This window comes from Escherichia sp. E4385 (assembly GCF_963883145.1).
In the GTDB taxonomy this organism is placed as follows: domain Bacteria; phylum Pseudomonadota; class Gammaproteobacteria; order Enterobacterales; family Enterobacteriaceae; genus Escherichia.
This window is the reverse complement of record NZ_CAWOOJ010000014.1, coordinates 312,473-329,509: the sequence shown is the minus strand read 5'-3', so window position 1 is coordinate 329,509 and position 17,037 is coordinate 312,473. Positions and strand designations below refer to the sequence as shown.

15 protein-coding genes and 1 pseudogene are annotated in these 17,037 nt (G+C 49.0%); 9 read left to right on the top strand and 7 right to left on the bottom strand.

The window, feature by feature from the left end:
* Window positions 1-131: 131 nt before the first annotated feature.
* The 3 genes from AACS80_RS15985 to AACS80_RS15975 are packed head-to-tail and all read right to left on the bottom strand — an operon-like array spanning window position 132 to window position 2,662.
* Entirely contained in the window at window positions 132-905 is a 774-nt protein-coding gene (locus AACS80_RS15985; protein WP_135409578.1) for a YaiO family outer membrane beta-barrel protein, read from the bottom strand.
* Window position 906: 1 nt separating this feature from the next.
* Window positions 907-1,500 (bottom strand): acetyltransferase, encoded by a 594-nt coding sequence (locus AACS80_RS15980; RefSeq protein WP_240730954.1) that lies wholly within the window; start codon window positions 1,498-1,500, stop codon window positions 907-909.
* Window positions 1,466-2,662 (bottom strand): glycosyltransferase, encoded by a 1,197-nt coding sequence (locus AACS80_RS15975; RefSeq protein WP_131160956.1) that lies wholly within the window; start codon window positions 2,660-2,662, stop codon window positions 1,466-1,468. Before AACS80_RS15975 ends, AACS80_RS15980 begins: the two co-directional genes overlap by 35 nt.
* Window positions 2,663-2,686: 24 nt before the next feature.
* Here AACS80_RS15975 and AACS80_RS23995 point away from each other — a divergent pair, with 24 nt between their 5' ends.
* Entirely contained in the window at window positions 2,687-2,806 is a 120-nt protein-coding gene (locus tag AACS80_RS23995) for a hypothetical protein (RefSeq protein ID WP_445236447.1), read from the top strand.
* A 126-nt stretch (window positions 2,807-2,932) separates the two neighbouring features.
* On the opposite strand, the pseudogene AACS80_RS23990 reads toward AACS80_RS23995, so the two are convergent.
* A pseudogene (locus tag AACS80_RS23990) lies at window positions 2,933-3,343 on the bottom strand (PIG-L deacetylase family protein); the annotation flags it as partial.
* A 623-nt stretch (window positions 3,344-3,966) separates the two neighbouring features.
* Here AACS80_RS23990 and tauA point away from each other — a divergent pair.
* Genes tauA through tauD form a run of 4 tightly spaced genes read left to right on the top strand, consistent with a single transcriptional unit; the run spans window position 3,967 to window position 7,381 of the window.
* Window positions 3,967-4,929 (top strand): taurine ABC transporter substrate-binding protein, encoded by a 963-nt coding sequence (gene tauA, locus AACS80_RS15965; RefSeq protein WP_135409579.1) that lies wholly within the window; start codon window positions 3,967-3,969, stop codon window positions 4,927-4,929.
* 12 nt (window positions 4,930-4,941) lie between these two features.
* Window positions 4,942-5,709, top strand: coding sequence for a taurine ABC transporter ATP-binding subunit (gene tauB, locus AACS80_RS15960; protein ID WP_130215378.1), 768 nt, complete (start codon window positions 4,942-4,944; stop codon window positions 5,707-5,709).
* Complete coding sequence (tauC, locus tag AACS80_RS15955; RefSeq protein ID WP_130206163.1) at window positions 5,706-6,533, top strand: taurine ABC transporter permease TauC; 828 nt, start codon at window positions 5,706-5,708, stop codon at window positions 6,531-6,533. Before tauB ends, tauC begins: the two co-directional genes overlap by 4 nt.
* Window positions 6,530-7,381: a taurine dioxygenase gene (gene tauD, locus AACS80_RS15950; RefSeq protein ID WP_130258525.1), complete on the top strand. Its 852-nt coding sequence runs from the start codon at window positions 6,530-6,532 to the stop codon at window positions 7,379-7,381. The genes tauC and tauD overlap by 4 nt, the downstream gene beginning before the upstream one ends.
* Window positions 7,382-7,421: 40 nt before the next feature.
* Here tauD and hemB read toward each other — a convergent pair whose 3' ends face one another.
* Window positions 7,422-8,396, bottom strand: a complete 975-nt coding sequence (hemB, locus tag AACS80_RS15945) for a porphobilinogen synthase (protein WP_130206167.1) — start codon at window positions 8,394-8,396, stop codon at window positions 7,422-7,424.
* A 525-nt stretch (window positions 8,397-8,921) separates the two neighbouring features.
* Between hemB and ehaB the strand changes: the two genes are divergently transcribed.
* Together ehaB and iprA are read left to right on the top strand one after the other, a co-directional pair.
* A complete protein-coding gene (gene ehaB / locus AACS80_RS15940; protein ID WP_135409580.1) occupies window positions 8,922-11,873 on the top strand; it encodes an autotransporter adhesin EhaB in 2,952 nt (983 codons plus the stop codon).
* A gap of 87 nt (window positions 11,874-11,960) precedes the next feature.
* Window positions 11,961-12,584, top strand: a complete 624-nt coding sequence (gene iprA, locus AACS80_RS15935) for a hydrogen peroxide resistance inhibitor IprA (RefSeq protein WP_130206171.1) — start codon at window positions 11,961-11,963, stop codon at window positions 12,582-12,584.
* Here the strand turns inward: iprA and ampH are convergent, their stop codons facing one another.
* Window positions 12,585-13,742: a D-alanyl-D-alanine-carboxypeptidase/endopeptidase AmpH gene (gene ampH, locus AACS80_RS15930; protein WP_130258527.1), complete on the bottom strand. Its 1,158-nt coding sequence runs from the start codon at window positions 13,740-13,742 to the stop codon at window positions 12,585-12,587.
* Window positions 13,743-14,093: 351 nt separating this feature from the next.
* On the opposite strand from ampH, the gene sbmA reads away from it, so the two are divergent.
* Both sbmA and yaiW read left to right on the top strand, forming a co-directional pair.
* Window positions 14,094-15,314 carry a peptide antibiotic transporter SbmA gene (sbmA, locus tag AACS80_RS15925; protein ID WP_130215390.1) on the top strand — a complete coding sequence of 407 codons (1,221 nt, stop codon included), beginning with the start codon at window positions 14,094-14,096 and terminating at the stop codon, window positions 15,312-15,314.
* A gap of 12 nt (window positions 15,315-15,326) precedes the next feature.
* Complete coding sequence (yaiW, locus tag AACS80_RS15920) at window positions 15,327-16,421, top strand: surface-exposed outer membrane lipoprotein YaiW (protein ID WP_135409581.1); 1,095 nt, start codon at window positions 15,327-15,329, stop codon at window positions 16,419-16,421.
* Between the two features lie 52 nt (window positions 16,422-16,473).
* On the opposite strand, the gene AACS80_RS15915 is transcribed toward yaiW, so the two are convergent.
* A complete protein-coding gene (locus AACS80_RS15915; protein ID WP_064527077.1) occupies window positions 16,474-16,782 on the bottom strand; it encodes a YaiY family protein in 309 nt (102 codons plus the stop codon).
* Between the last annotated feature and the right edge of the window lie 255 nt (window positions 16,783-17,037).

Here is a 17,037-nt window from a genome sequence, read left to right as displayed (position 1 = left end):
CATACCCCCCTATAGTATATAACAATGGAGAATAAAATTTATCCGATGAATGTGGGCGGAAAACGAAAAGGAAAGTGTTTGGGCGCTAATCGGCAGGGAAGGCCGCCCTGGATAGCGGGCGGCAGAAGGAATCAAAATTTCCAGGTCAGATGAGCTGCGAGTTGCAAGCCGTCATAATCATCGGTTGGGGTGTCGTACCACACTTTACCTGCCGTCAGCCCCAAATTAAGTTGCTCTGTTAAAGGCTGAATACGCTGTAAACTGACGCTCTTCATACTGCCGTGTCGTGTCTCTGGCGACCAGTCATAAGTGTAAGCTCCGGTCCCGCGAGTTAGCCAAAGCTGGGTATAACCACTGCCGCGCGTATCGTTCAGGCGCAGGGAAATCATATTGCTGTAACTGCCGCCCGCATCGCTTGAGTCATAATGGGTATAGCGATAGCTGGTGATCACCGGGCCGGTATAAAGCGAAACGCCACCTTGCCAGGCATTAACGTCAACGTCATCGTAATATTTGGTGTAGCGATAACCGGTCGTGAACACCGTTTTTGGCAGCAGGGCCAGGTTAATATCCTGACGAAAATCCTGGCGGGCAAAGACCGGCGTATTATCTGCAAATGCAATACCCGTTCGGGTCGTCAGCCAGTTATTCCATTTATACCAGACAGCACCCTGGCCGCGTGTGGCATTGAAACTTTCAGTCTCGTAATCTCGACGTCCCTGGGAAAGATTGAAAAGCAGTGTTGCGTTTTCAACCTTTGCGATCAGTTCGGCATACGCTAAATTACGGTTACCATGATCGCCAGAATAATCGGTAAAATCGTAGCCTGCGGTAATAGATGTTAACCCGGCATAAGCGGGCAATGCGCTAAAGACTGCTGCCGCTAATAACGTCCGTTTTATCATTTTAATCTCCTGTACGGATAAGTTCTTGCCGGAGTGAGTAATTTCCGGTAGGTAAATTACGTTCTACAATAACGCGTGGACCAAGCTGTGTATTCGGAGAAATAATTCGCCCCGGTAAAATAATAACCTGCACACCAAGTCGTGAACGCCGACCAATATAACAACCTAATTTATCGCATCCGGTAGCGATAGTACCTTCCGCGGTGCGAACCGATACTGGTTGTTCATCCAGACGATGATTACTGGTACGCACCAGCGCGCCTAAATATGCTCCGTTTGCTACCACCGAGTCGGCAATAAAACATTGCGGACCAATCGTTGCTTCCTCTTCAATAACCGCATTTTTTATTTCTGTGGCAAAACCAATTTTTACACCATTGCTGATTACCGTGTTGGGGCGAATAAAAGCATAATTGCCAATCAGGCAATTTGCGCCAATCACTACCGGTCCTTGAATCACTGCACCGTGGCAAATACGGGTATTGGTGCCAATAATAACTTCACCGGCACTCTCATCAATAATTACCTGGTCTGCAATCTGAATATTTTTCTCTTTAACATTAAGCTTCAGATAGCTTTTCAGTTCCTGCGACAGAAGAGTTGGAATAAGCGGTTGGCGCTTCCACCAGTGCGGAATAACGGGTGGGTTTGTCGCGCTGAGGTTCGCGTCCAGTAAAAAAGGCAATAAGTCCATAAATAATCCAGATGGCATAAGCTAATAATACATACACAACGGAAAAAGGCGCTAAAGGCACCAATAACCAGCAACGATGAAACCAGGCGCTAAAAGCACCAATAACACAAACTACGCCGACCCAGATAAGTGGAAACATTGCCAATATTACGCCATGTGGCCCGGTGGCGATGAATTCATTAAACCAGGTAGTGAGATAAATCCCAACGCCATAAAGCACAACCAGCAGCATGGGAAAAATACTGAATATGCCAAAGCGGCTAAATAAAAGTTTTTTATGTAGGCGCATACATACCGCGTAGCCCACAATCCAGCGCCGCCAGCGTCGCCATTCATCAAGCGGACTATTGCATTCCTGCGGATAAACGATGCAGCGATTCGCTTGACGAACACGGTAGCCATTAGCCACCAACGTCCAGGTAAGGTCGAGGTCTTCGACTTTGGTACGATCAGAGAAACCAAATTTACGCAGCACATCGGTGCGAAACATCCCGCAGGCTCCGCTGACAATAAACGGCGCACCGCCCAATAGTTGTTGTAGCGTGCGCTTCATAACAATCATTGGCAACTTCACCGTCGCGCGGATGTGCGGCAACAGGCCAGCGCCTTTTAACGCGGTGGAGGGAATGCCGCCTACGGCGTCAGCGCCGCGCTCAATTTCCGCCAACATATAGCCCATGCCGTTTTTATCGGGCGGGACGTAAGTATCGGCATCGCTTAAAAAAACCAGGTCGCAGGTGGCGTAGTTGAGGCCATTCATTAGCGCACCGCCTTTACCGGTATTTTTTTGCGTGACGGCAACAAAGCGGTCGCCCCATTTACGTTTTACTTCTGCCATGACTGCTTCGGTATTATCAGTGGAGCCGTCGTTAACGCAAATTACCCGGCAAAAATAAGGGTTGCGTAGCAGATTTTCCAGCGACTGTGCCAGACAAGGGCCTTCGTTATAGGCAGGAATAATTGCGTCAATACAGCCTTTTTTTTGGCTGGGCTTACGCCTTAACGTACTCAGGAACCATAGTAATATTGCTACGGCCATACATATAAAGATCCAGGTTTTCATGCAATCTGCTCAAAGAATCATTTTATGAATAACAAAGCCTTCACCCAGGTCGCTATTGACCTGTTGTCCGCGAAATTGTGCGACAGCACGCAAACGTTCTGGGCGCATATAATCACGCAGACTCTGACTTTTATGTTTTTGTAACGCGTTTAGTTTTATAGAAAAATATTTCTCTTCCACGGATTCAAAAACCTGGGGCATAAATGAAAGCCAGGTACTTGGCGTTTCGTAGCCGAGAATTTGAGGAATTGCCCGACAGGCCACCATTGACGCCTGATAAACGGCCAGATGATCCTGATGGCGGTCGGCATCATGCATGGTATAGACACGAATGATTTCAACATCAGACGGAATTTGAGACTTAATGATATTTTCCAGGGCGGTAATCATATCATTGAGATGTAAATGAGCACGGGTATCAGCAAAATTAAGATGAATAGTCTGCTGGCATCCTAATATCTTTAGGGCTTCGCGTGACTCTGCGTGGCGATCGATTATTCCATCTGTGCCAGAATTGCCGGTAGTCATAACTACGGCAGCAATATAAATCCCTTTTTGGGCAAGACGAGCGAGCGATGCGCCGCAGCCTAATTCTATATCGTCAGGGTGTGCGCCAATAGCAAGAATACCTTTCTTTTTATTTTTTGAAGAAAGGAGAGCAGAATTTAAAACCTTATCCACTTAATGACACTCCATTTTTAATTATTATACTACAAGCGCAGCGATACGCGCAGAGACGTAATCTCTGGCGCAAACAGACGTTAAAATTTATACGTAGTGAAAGTTGCTAATAACTTAGTGCCAGGATGCTATGAGGGCCTGAAAATCGACAGGGTAAAGTTTTTTTTACGTAGTTCATATGTTGGTTTTTTGTGTGTTTGCTATGTATAGTTATTTTCTTTTGCGCATTGTATTTAGATGTGAATTAGTTTGTCAATTAATTGCATTTAAAAAATATGTTCAATGAACGGATATTGTTTATATACATGTTGTGAATGTAATATGCGGTGGGTGAAAAACAATACAGTAGTATATTTAATGCGAATATAATAACTTTGTCATATATTTTGGTTTTAATAAAAATCAGAAGATAGTAAATCTCGTAATCTGACTTTTTATGCATCAATAAAATGCAGTACAGCAATTTCCCCGAGTTGTGGGATGATGCTAATTGCATAATTAACCTTTCCTTTGCTGTTTTTTTGCTAAGAATAAAATCATCTGTACCATAACGACTAATTCTTTTATCAAATGTCTTTGTCCGCGAATACTGCTCCCATAACAAGACAGGGGAGCAGACAATCATGGCAATTTCATCGCGTAACACACTTCTTGCCGCACTGGCATTCATCGCTTTTCAGGCGCAGGCGGTGAACGTCACCGTGGCCTATCAAACCTCCGCCGAACCGGCGAAAGTCGCACAGGCTGATAACACCTTTGCCAAAGAGAGCGGGGCGACGGTGGACTGGCGTAAGTTTGACAGCGGGGCCAGCATCGTGCGGGCCTTGGCCTCGGGCGATGTGCAAATCGGTAATCTTGGTTCCAGCCCATTGGCGGTAGCTGCCAGCCAACAAGTGCCGATTGAAGTCTTCTTGCTGGCGTCAAAACTGGGCAACTCCGAGGCGTTGGTGGTAAAGAAAACCATCAGCAAACCGGAAGACTTGATTGGTAAACGTATCGCCGTGCCGTTTATCTCCACTACACATTACAGCCTGCTGGCGGCGCTGAAACACTGGGGCATTAAACCTGGGCAAGTGGAGATAGTGAACCTGCAGCCGCCCGCGATTATCGCCGCCTGGCAACGAGGAGATATCGATGGCGCTTATGTCTGGGCGCCTGCGGTTAACGCCCTGGAAAAAGACGGCAAGGTGCTGACCGATTCTGAACAGGTCGGGCAGTGGGGCGCGCCGACGCTGGACGTCTGGGTAGTGCGGAAAGATTTTGCCGAGAAACATCCAGAGGTAGTGAAAGCGTTCGCCAAAAGCGCCATCAATGCTCAGCAACCGTATATTGCTAACCCTGAAGCCTGGCTGAAACAGTCGGAAAACATCAGCAAACTGGCGCGCTTAAGCGGCGTGCCGGAAGGCGATGTGCCGGGGCTGGTGAAGGGAAACACCTATCTGACGCCGCAGCAGCAAACGGCAGAACTGACCGGACCGGTGAACAAAGCGATCATCGACACGGCCCAGTTTTTGAAAGATCAGGGCAAAGTCCCCGCCGTGGCGAATGATTACAGCCAGTACGTTACCTCTCGCTTCGTGCAATAAAAGGAGGCGCAGATGCTGCAAATCTCTCATCTTTACGCCGATTATGGCGGTAAACCAGCACTGGAAGATATCAACCTGACGCTGGAAAGCAGCGAGCTGCTGGTTGTGCTGGGACCGTCCGGCTGCGGCAAAACCACGTTGCTGAATTTAATTGCTGGTTTTGTGCCTTATCAGCACGGCAGCATTCAACTGGCGGGCAAACACATTCAGGGACCGGGAGCAGAACGCGGCGTGGTTTTTCAGAATGAAGGATTGCTACCGTGGCGCAATGTGCAGGATAACGTGGCGTTCGGTCTGCAACTGGCGGGGATGGAGAAAATGCAGCGTCTGGAAATTGCTCTCCAGATGCTGAAAAAAGTAGGTCTGGAAGGCGCAGAAAAACGCTTCATCTGGCAGCTTTCTGGAGGCCAGCGTCAGCGAGTGGGGATTGCCCGCGCGCTGGCGGCAAATCCCCAACTGTTATTACTCGACGAGCCGTTTGGCGCGCTGGACGCCTTTACCCGCGACCAGATGCAAACCTTGTTGCTGAAACTCTGGCAGGAGACTGGCAAGCAGGTACTGTTGATTACTCACGATATAGAGGAAGCGGTGTTTATGGCGACCGAGCTGGTTCTGCTTTCGCCAGGGCCAGGGCGTGTGCTGGAGCGTCTTCCGCTCGACTTCGCTCGCCGTTTTGTTGCGGGAGAATCGAGTCGCAGCATCAAGTCCGATCCGCAGTTTATTGCCATTCGCGAATATGTTTTAAGCCGCGTATTTGAGCAACGGGAGGCGTTCTCATGAGTGTGCTCATTAACGAAAAACTGCATTCGAGTCGGTTGAAATGGCGCTGGCCGCTCTCACGGCAAGTGACCTTAAGCATTGGTACGTTAGCGGTTTTACTCACCATATGGTGGACGGTGGCGACGCTGCAACTGATTAGCCCGCTGTTTTTGCCGCCGCCGCAACAGGTACTGGAAAAACTGCTCACCATTGCCGGACCGCAAGGCTTTATGGACGCCACGCTGTGGCAGCATCTGGCTGCCAGCCTGACGCGCATTATGCTGGCGCTATTTGCAGCGGTGTTGATCGGTATTCCGGTCGGGATCGCGATGGGACTTAGCCCTACGGTACGCGGCATTTTGGATCCGGTAATCGAGCTTTATCGTCCGGTGCCGCCGCTGGCCTATTTGCCGCTGATGGTGATCTGGTTTGGTATTGGCGAAACGTCGAAGATCTTACTGATCTATTTAGCGATTTTTGCACCGGTGGCGATGTCGGCGCTGGCGGGGGTGAAAAGCGCGCAGCAGGTTCGCATTCGTGCCGCGCAGTCGCTGGGGGCCAGCCGTATACAGGTGCTGTGGTTTGTCATTTTGCCTGGCGCGCTGCCGGAAATCCTCACCGGATTACGCATTGGTCTGGGGGTGGGCTGGTCTACGTTAGTGGCGGCGGAGTTGATTGCCGCAACGCGAGGCTTAGGTTTTATGGTCCAGTCAGCAGGTGAATTCCTCGCGACTGACGTGGTGCTGGCGGGGATCGCGGTGATTGCGATTATCGCCTTTCTTTTAGAACTGGGTCTGCGTGCGTTACAACGCCGCCTGACGCCCTGGCATGGAGAAGTACAATGAGTGAACGTCTGAGCATTACCCCGCTGGGGCCGTATATTGGCGCACAAATTTCGGGTGCCGACCTGACGCGCCCGTTAAGCGATAATCAGTTTGAACAGCTTTACCATGCGGTGCTGCGTCATCAGGTGGTTTTTCTGCGTGAACAGGCGATAACGCCACAGCAGCAACGTGCGCTGGCTCAGCGTTTTGGCGAACTGCATATTCATCCTGTTTATCCTCATGCCGAAGGGGTTGACGAGATCATCGTACTGGACACCCATAACGATAATCCGCCGGATAACGACAACTGGCACACCGATGTGACATTTATTGAGACGCCGCCTGCAGGGGCGATTCTCGCAGCGAAAGAGTTGCCATCGACCGGTGGCGATACGCTCTGGACCAGCGGTATTGCGGCCTATGAGGCGCTTTCTGTTCCTTTCCGCCAGCTTTTGAGCGGGCTGCGCGCGGAGCATGATTTCCGTAAATCGTTCCCGGAATACAAGTACCGCAAAACTGAAGAGGAACATCAACGTTGGCGCGAGGCGGCCGCGAAAAATCCGCCGTTGTTACATCCAGTGGTGCGTACGCATCCGGTGAGCGGCAAACAGGCACTGTTTGTTAATGAAGGATTTACTACGCGAATTGTCGATGTCAGCGAGAAAGAGAGCGAAGCCTTGTTAGGCTTTTTGTTTGCCCATATCACCAAACCGGAGTTTCAGGTGCGTTGGCGCTGGCAACCGAATGATATTGCGATTTGGGATAATCGCGTGACTCAGCATTATGCGAATGCCGATTATTTGCCGCAGCGGCGTATTATGCATCGCGCGACGATTCTCGGGGATAAACCGTTTTATCGGGCGGGGTGAAGGGGAAATGCCGGGTTGGGATAACCCGGCATAATGATCATTAACGCAGAATCTTCTTCTCAGCCAGATCCAGCGCAAAGTAGCTGAAAATCAGATCCGCACCCGCACGCTTAATCGAACCTAAGCTTTCGAGCACCACTTTCTCTTCATCTATAGCACCTGCCAGCGCGGCGAATTTAATCATCGCGTACTCGCCGCTCACCTGATACGCGCCAATCGGCAATTCAGTACGTTCACGCAGCTCACGCACGATGTCGAGGTACGCGCCAGCTGGTTTAACCATCAGGCAGTCTGCGCCCTGGGCTTCATCCAGCAGTGACTCACGAATCGCCTCACGACGGTTCATTGGGTTCATCTGATAGCTTTTGCGATCGCCTTTTAATGCGCTTCCGGCCGCTTCACGGAACGGACCATAAAAGGAGGAGGCGAACTTGGTCGAATACGACATGATCGCGGTGTCGGTAAAGCCCGCAGCGTCCAGCGCCTGGCGAATCGCTTGCACCTGACCGTCCATTGCAGCGGAAGGGGCGATGAAGTCAGCACCGGCAGCAGCTGCAACCACCGCTTGTTTGCCTAAATTCACCAGAGTTGCGTCGTTGTCGACACCGTGATCGCACAACACGCCGCAGTGTCCGTGAGAAGTGTATTCACAGAAACAGGTGTCTGACATGACGATCATTTCAGGCACGGTCTGCTTGCAGATGCGCGACATACGCGCCACCAGACCATCTTCCCGCCAGGCATCACTGCCGGTTTCATCAGTATGGTGAGAGATGCCGAAAGTCATCACCGAACGAATACCGGCGTTGGCGATGCGTTCGATTTCACGCGCCAGATGTTTCTCTGGAATGCGCATTACGCCGGGCATGGCTTCAACGGCTTTGTAGTCGTCAATTTCTTCTTCAACAAAGATCGGCAACACCAGGTCGTTAAGGCTAAGTGTTGTCTCTTCAAACATAGCGCGCAGCGCAGGAGATTTGCGCAGGCGACGAGGGCGTTGGATTAAATCTGTCATGGTCTGCCTGATGTTTGTGGAATTAAGGTGCACAGTATACCTGATGCTGGGCGGGAGTGTTTTACGAAAGTTGTCGCGATGTTGATAAGAAGAGAACGAAAGAGAGGTCAGGACATCTTTGTAATAGAAATAGCAATGATTTTATATTCACTGCAAATATTTTTAATTTTTATTTATAATCCTCAATTATTGTTTTTGTTGATTTGGTTGAGCTGTCAAAAATTGAATGGATTAAAGTTCATTGTTTATTGATAAATTATTTATCTGGTTTGTTGGTTTGATATTTTTAGAAGCTATAATTCAAAATTAACGCTTTCATTAACGTGTTGAAAAACTGTGTTTTTGTCAGTTTTTTCTTTGCGTGTGTAGATGTTTTTTATATATGTCCACAATCGGACTTAGGGGAAAGAATAATTGAACCATTCCTCTATAACGCCGCATAATCGTAAACGCGAAACATAAGATGTTTTCTATGCATTGATAATTGATGGATCAACTTATTACGTCCCTGAGGAGGGATGACAAATGCACTCCTGGAAAAAGAAACTTGTAGTATCACAATTAGCATTGGCTTGCACTCTGGCTATCACCTCTCAGGCTAATGCAGCGACCAACGATATTTCTGGTCAAACTTACAATACTTTTCATCACTACAACGACGCCACCTATGTTGATGGCGTTTACTATGATGGTTATGTAGGTTGGAATAACTATGCCACAGATAGCTATTACAACGGCGATATCTACCCGGTCATTAATAACGCTACCGTTAACGGCGTGATTTCTACCTACTATCTGGATGACGGTATTTCTACCAATACCAACGCCAATAGTCTGACAATCAAAAACAGCACTATTCACGGTATGATTTACTCCGAGTGCATGACCAAAGACGGTTGTGCAGATCGCGCGAATGATTACTATCATGATCGTTTGGCGCTGACTGTTGATAATTCAACAATCGACGACAACTACGAACACTACACATATAACGGCACCTACAATAATGCCGCTGATACTCATGTTGTAGACGTTTATAACATTGGTACGGCTATCACTCTGGATCAGGAAGTTGATCTGTCCATCACTAATAACTCTCACGTAGCAGGTATTACACTGGCTCAGGGTTATGAGTGGGAAGATATCGACGACAACACTGTCAGCACTGGTGTAAACAGCAGCGAAGTATTTAATAATACCATCACTGTTAAAGATTCTACCGTGACCTCTGGTTCATGGACTGATGAAGGTACTACTGGTTGGTTTGGTAATACCGGTAATGCCAGTGATTACAATGGTAATGGCTGGAATGCTGATGATATCGCATTAGCCGTTATTGCACATCCTGATGCTGATAACGCTATGCAGACCACTGCAACATTCGATAATTCCACACTGATGGGTGATGTATTCTTCTCAAGTAACTTTGATGAGAACTTCTTCCCACATGGTCGTGATAGCTATCGTGATGCTGACGGTGATGTAGATACTAACGGTTGGGATGGTACCGATCGCTTGGATCTGACCCTGAACAATGGTAGCAAGTGGGTTGGTGCGGCAATGTCTGCACATCAGGTTGGTGTTGATATTGATGGCGATGGTGTAAATGAATCTTATACCTATGATATCAATACCGAAGCCACTGCCACTCTGATCGACATCGCAGCTAACAGCCTGTGGCCTTTATCAACAGTGGGCGTGGAAAACAGCGACTCTGCATACAGCGAATTTGATCACATCATCGGTAACGAAGTTTACCAGAGCGGTCTGTTCAATGTGACCTTGAACACCGGTTCACAGTGGGATACCACCAAAACTTCTCTGATCGACACTCTGAGCATCAACAGTGGTTCAACTGTTAATGTTGCTGATTCAATGCTGATTTCTGACTCTATCTCTCTGACAGGTCTTTCTGCGCTGAACATCAACGAAGATGGTCACGTTGCAACTGATTCACTGACTATCGACAACAGTACCGTAACCATCTCTGATGAAGTTTCTGCTGGTTGGGCTGTAGGTGATGCAGCTCTGTATGCGAACAATATCAAAGTGACTAACGACGGTATTCTGGATGTAGGTAACACAGCAGCGAATGCTCTTCAGGTTGATACTCTGAACCTGACCAGCACCACTGATACCAGTGGTAACATTCACGCTGGTGTATTCAACATCGAAAGCAACCGCTTCGTACTTGATGCAGACCTGACCAACGACCGTACCAACGACACTACCAAGTCAAACTACGGTTATGGCTTAATCGCAATGAACTCTGATGGTCACCTGACTATTAACGGTAACGGCGATAACGATAACACTGCTTCTATCGAAGCTGGTCAGAACGAAGTTGATAACAATGGTGACCATGTTGCAGCTGCAACCGGTAACTACAAAGTTCGTATCGACAACGCTACTGGTGCTGGTTCTATCGCTGACTACAACGGCAACGAGCTGATCTACGTTAACGACAAAAACAGCGACGCTACCTTCTCTGCTGCTAACAAAGCTGACCTGGGTGCTTACACCTACGAAGCTCGTCAGGAAGGTAACACTGTTGTTCTGCATCAGACCGAACTGACTGACTACGCTAACATGGCGCTGAGCATCCCGTCTGCAAACACCAATATCTGGAACCTGGAACAAGACACCGTGGGTACTCGTTTGACCAACTCTCGTCATGGTCTGGCTGATAACGGCGGCGCATGGGTAAGCTACTTCGGTGGTAACTTCAACGGCAACAACGGTACCATTGACTACGATCAGGATGTTAACGGCATCATGGTCGGTGTTGATACCAAAATTGATGGTAACAACGCTAAGTGGATCGTCGGTGCGGCTGCAGGCTTCGGTAAAGGCGACATGAATGACCGTTCTGGTCAGGTGGATCAAGACAGCCAGTCTGCCTACATCTACTCTTCTGCTCGCTTCGCGAACAACATCTTTGTTGATGGTAGCTTGAGCTACTCTCACTTCAACAACGATCTGTCTGCAACCATGAGCAACGGTACTTACGTTGACGGTAGCACCAACTCTGACGCATGGGGCTTCGGTTTGAAAGCCGGTTACGACTTCAAACTGGGTGATGCTGGTTACGTAACTCCTTACGGCAGCATTTCTGGTCTGTTCCAGTCTGGTGATGACTACCAGCTGAGCAACGACATGAAAGTTGACGGTCAGTCTTACGACAGCATGCGTTATGAACTGGGTGTAGATGCAGGTTATACCTTCACTTACAGCGAAGACCAGGCTCTGACTCCGTACTTCAAACTGGCTTACGTCTACGACGACTCTAACAACGATAACGATGTGAACGGCGATTCCATCGATAACGGTACTGAAGGGTCTGCGGTACGTGTTGGTCTGGGGGCTCAGTTCAGCTTCACCAAGAACTTCAGCGCCTATACCGATGCTAACTACCTCGGTGGTGGTGACGTAGATCAAGATTGGTCCGCGAACGTGGGTGTTAAATATACCTGGTAATATTCTTCACTCTGAAGAAATACTGGTAATTTAATCTAAATAATGCCCGTCAAGGATTTGACGGGCATTACTGCAAAGGACGCGCAAATGTTATCTGTAGTTAAACCTCTTCAGGAATTTGGTAAGCTCGATAAATGTTTGTCCAGATACGGCACGCGCTTCGAGTTTAATAATGAAAAACAAGTCATATTCTCCAGTGATGTAAACAGCGAAGATACATTCGTTATTTTAGAAGGTGTTATCTCTCTCCGTAGAGAAGAAAACGTACTTATCGGTATTACGCAAGCCCCTTATATTATGGGACTGACTGATGGTTTAATGAAAAACGATATACCATACAAATTAATATCAGAAGGAAACTGTACGGGATATCATCTACCAGCCAAACAAACCATTACTCTTATTGAACAAAATCAACTCTGGCGTGACGCTTTTTACTGGTTAGCCTGGCAAAATAAAATCCTGGAATTACGCGACGTTCAGCTCATTGGGCATAATTCCTACGAGCAAATCCGTGCGACATTATTATCAATGATTGATTGGAATGATGAATTACGATCACGCATTGGCGTAATGAATTATATCCATCAACGTACACGCATATCACGTTCCGTCGTGGCAGAAGTTCTTGCGGCTTTACGCAAGGGCGGCTATATCGAAATGAATAAAGGCAAACTGGTCGCTATCAACCGTTTGCCTTCAGAGTATTAATCAGGAAGCGGGAATGACCATCGGTTTATTCCCGCTAAGTTCGGTCACCAAATCATTGATGCCATCGCTCATATTTTTAAACCGTGTTAATGGTGAGCGGGTCACGACCACAAACGCACCGATATTTTTTTGCGGGATCATCGCCATATAGGTAATGAAACCACCGCCACCACCGGTCTTCTGAATAATACCCGGACGTCCATCCTTCGGTGCCATATACACCCAGCCTAAACCGAGAGCATCCGCTCTGCCTGGCACATCCATGCCAATCACTTTCGTAAACTGTGCACGCTGATAAATCAGCGTCTGCATGCGATCCGCCTGGTGACTGCGCTGATAAAAATCAGAAGACAAATATTGCTGCATCCAGCGCATCATATCGCCAGGTGTGGAATAAACGCCGCCGCTGCCAATGGCCGCCAGCGTATTGTTACACGGACTGGCACCGCGCTCGGCAACCATCAAACGGCGGCACTGGTCCGGCGATGGTGTGTAGGTGGTGTCTTTCATCCCCAGCGGACGGGTAATTTGCTCTTCAAACAACTGGGTATAAGGCTTGCCGGAAGCATTCGCCAGCGCATCCGCCAGCAGGTCGAACGCAAGGTTGGAGTACGCGGCCTGGCTGCCTGGCGCGGCTTTTAGCTTCGCCGTAGAAAGATATTTCCAGCGTTGCTCTCGCGTCGGCCAGACAAACACCGGACGATTTGCAGCGCCACCGGGCTGTTCACGGGGCAGGGCGCTGGTGTGGGTTGCCAGATTCACCAATGTGATGGGGGCTCCGTTATAAGTTGGCACGCGTGCGCCTGGCGGGGCATATTTACTCAGTGGATCGTTTAACTTCACTGTCCCCTGGTCCAGCAATTTCACCAGCATCTCACTGGTCATCAACTTGGTGAGCGAAGCAATACGTACTACTGAATCCAACTGCGGGCGAACGTTATTACCAGGGCGAGTTTCGCCATAACTGCGAAAGACACGCTGATTACCGTCGATAACGACCAGCGCCATCCCGGTGGCACCGCTGCCGTAAAAAATATGATCGGCATAGCGATCAACAATATCAGAGGCGAATTCAGGTTCGGCGATAGGTTGCGCCGCGTGGACAGAGGTCAATGACGCCGCACACAGCACGGCAGAAAAAAGCAGACTACGTTTCAACGGTGGTGTCCATAAATTAAATGAAGGTAACTGAGCGTATTTATACTACTCGTTGATGGATTGCAAAGCGCAAATTAGTGCAATAATAGTGTTAAAAACGTAACGGCGCGTAAACACGATCTTTTTCCTGCTCACCAATGTCTGCATTTGTGATCCTGTTCGTGTTAATGCGCTTATGTAAACAATCCTTTGTTTGTGAAATCCGTCGAAACAATTCTTCCCGTCAGGAGGACGAACTAAGCGCCCCGCGGCTGGTCACAATGGGCGGTTTCATTTGGCTGATTCTTTGAAGCGGCCATGCGGTTAATACACAGCAGTTGCTAAAACGATAAGAAGCTAGCAGGAGAGCATATGTTTAAGTCTTTTTTCCCAAAACCGGGAGCCTTTTTTCTCTCGGCCTTTGTTTGGGCATTGATTGCCGTCATCTTCTGGCAAGCCGGAGGCGGTGACTGGGTTGCCCACATCACCGGGGCTTCTGGGCAGATACCGATTAGCGCTGCCCGTTTCTGGTCGTTAGACTTCTTGGTTTTTTACGCTTATTACATTGTTTGCGTAGGACTTTTCGCGCTGTTCTGGTTTATCTACAGCCCACATCGTTGGCAATACTGGTCAATACTCGGCACTGCGCTAATTATCTTCGTGACCTGGTTTCTGGTGGAAGTTGGGGTTGCAGTTAACGCCTGGTATGCACCGTTTTATGACCTGATTCAAACCGCGCTCAGTTCGCCGCATAAAGTGACCATCGAACAGTTTTATCGCGAGGTGGGCGTCTTTCTGGGGATAGCGCTGATCGCGGTGGTTATCAGTGTGTTGAACAATTTCTTTGTCAGCCACTATGTGTTCCGCTGGCGTACGGCGATGAACGAATACTACATGGCGAACTGGCAGCAACTGCGCCATATCGAAGGGGCCGCGCAGCGTGTGCAGGAAGACACCATGCGTTTTGCTTCAACGCTTGAGAATATGGGCGTCAGCTTTATTAATGCCATCATGACGCTGATCGCCTTCTTGCCGGTGTTGGTGACGCTCTCCGCGCACGTGCCAGAGTTGCCGATTGTGGGGCACATTCCGTATGGTTTGGTGATTGCCGCGATTATCTGGTCGCTGATGGGGACCGGATTACTGGCGGTTGTGGGGATCAAACTGCCGGGACTTGAGTTTAAAAACCAGCGAGTAGAAGCAGCTTACCGTAAAGAGCTGGTCTATGGTGAAGACGACGCCACGCGTGCGACACCGCCAACGGTGCGCGAGTTGTTCAGCGCGGTACGGAAGAACTATTTCCGCCTCTATTTTCACTATATGTATTTCAACATCGCCCGCATTCTCTACCTGCAGGTCGATAACGTTTTCGGTTTGTTCTTGCTGTTTCCGTCGATTGTTGCCGGTACGATTACGCTCGGCCTGATGACCCAAATCACCAACGTTTTTGGTCAGGTTCGCGGCGCTTTCCAGTATCTGATTAACTCATGGACCACGCTGGTCGAGTTGATGTCGATCTACAAACGTCTGCGCAGCTTTGAACATGAACTGGATAATGACAAAATTCAGGAAGTAACCCATACATTGAGTTAAAAAGGAGAGGTAATGTCGCGAGTCAATCATCTGTCTTCGCTTTCATTGTTGGCGGTTCTGGTTTTAGCGGGGTGTAGCAATCAGGCGCCACAGCCGTTGAAAAAGGGCGAAAAAGCGATAGATGTGGCGAGCGTGGTGCGGCAGAAGTTACCCGCCAGCGTAAAAGACCGCGATGCCTGGGCGAAAGATCTTGCCACCACTTTTGAAAGCCAGGGGCTGGCACCGACACTGGAAAATGTCTGCTCGGTGCTGGCGGTGGCGCAACAGGAGTCAAATTATCAGGCGGATCCGGTCGTTCCTGGATTAAGTAAAATCGCCTGGCAAGAGATTGACCGCCGCGCCGAACGAATGCACATTCCTGCTTTTCTGGTTCATACCGCGCTAAAAATCAAATCGCCGAACGGCAAAAGCTACAGCGAACGGTTAGATTCCGTGCGCACGGAAAAGCAGTTGAGTGCAATTTTTGACGACCTGATCAGCATGGTGCCGATGGGGCAGACGCTGTTTGGTTCGCTTAACCCGGTGCGCACCGGTGGGCCGATGCAGGTCAGCATTGCTTTTGCCGAACAGCATACCAGGGGGTATCCGTGGAAAATGGACGGTACGGTACGTCAGGAGGTCTTCAGTCGTCGCGGCGGATTATGGTTCGGGACTTACCATTTACTCAATTATCCTGCCAGCTATAGCGCGCCGATTTTCCGTTTCGCCGATTTTAATGCCGGTTGGTACGCCAGTCGTAATGCCGCGTTTCAGAATGCGGTCAGCAAAGCCAGCGGCGTGAAGCTGGCGCTGGATGGTGATTTGATTCGTTATGACAGTAAAGAGCCGGGTAAAACAGAACTGGCGACGCGTAAGCTGGCGGGCAAACTGGGAATGAGCGACAGCGAAATTCGTCGTCAGCTCGAGAAAGGGGATAGTTTCTCTTTTGAAGAGACGGCGTTGTATAAGAAGGTTTATCAACTCGCCGAAGCGAAAACGGGTAAATCGCTACCGCGAGAAATGTTGCCCGGTATTCAACTGGAAAGCCCGAAAATCACCCGTAACCTTACCACCGCATGGTTTGCGAAGCGCGTCGATGAAAGACGAGCGCGCTGTATGAGGCCGTGACCAATAGGTAATCGTAGGCCAGATGTTTACGTCGCATCTGGCAAAATAAATCTTACTGGCGGCGATGTCGCCAGTGCAGCCACACCGCAACCACCGCAAAGATGAAGCAGCCAACCAAAAACGGGATCAGCCCGAAAATGGTGCCGACTCCCAGACCAATTTCCACTCGTGGGCGGCCTGTCTCCTGGACCTGCATTAAACGCTCATAGACACCTGGCGCATGCACCAACAAATTCAGCAATTGCGCCCCAGCCCAAAAGCAAAACAGCACAAACAATGCATAGGCAATGTTGCCAGGCGTTGAAGAGGCATCGCGATATTTTCCGCTAAACAGCGATTTTGACAGGGTGAAATCAGCCATAAAAACCTCCGGAAGTCATCTGCTTCTCTTCTGGTGTGATACCAGCGGCTTATGGCAAGTCTGACAGGTCATTGGGATTGTCAATATCAGAATCATGGTAAATTGATGTTGGGAATATTCCCGAAGCGAGAATCTTCGTCATGACTCACAAAATTGCAACCTTAAGTTAAATTTCTTAACGGTTCTGGAAATGCTGTCTACACCACAGACGGATGTTGCAGAATATGCAAGGATGTTGTTTTTCGTTAACGGAGC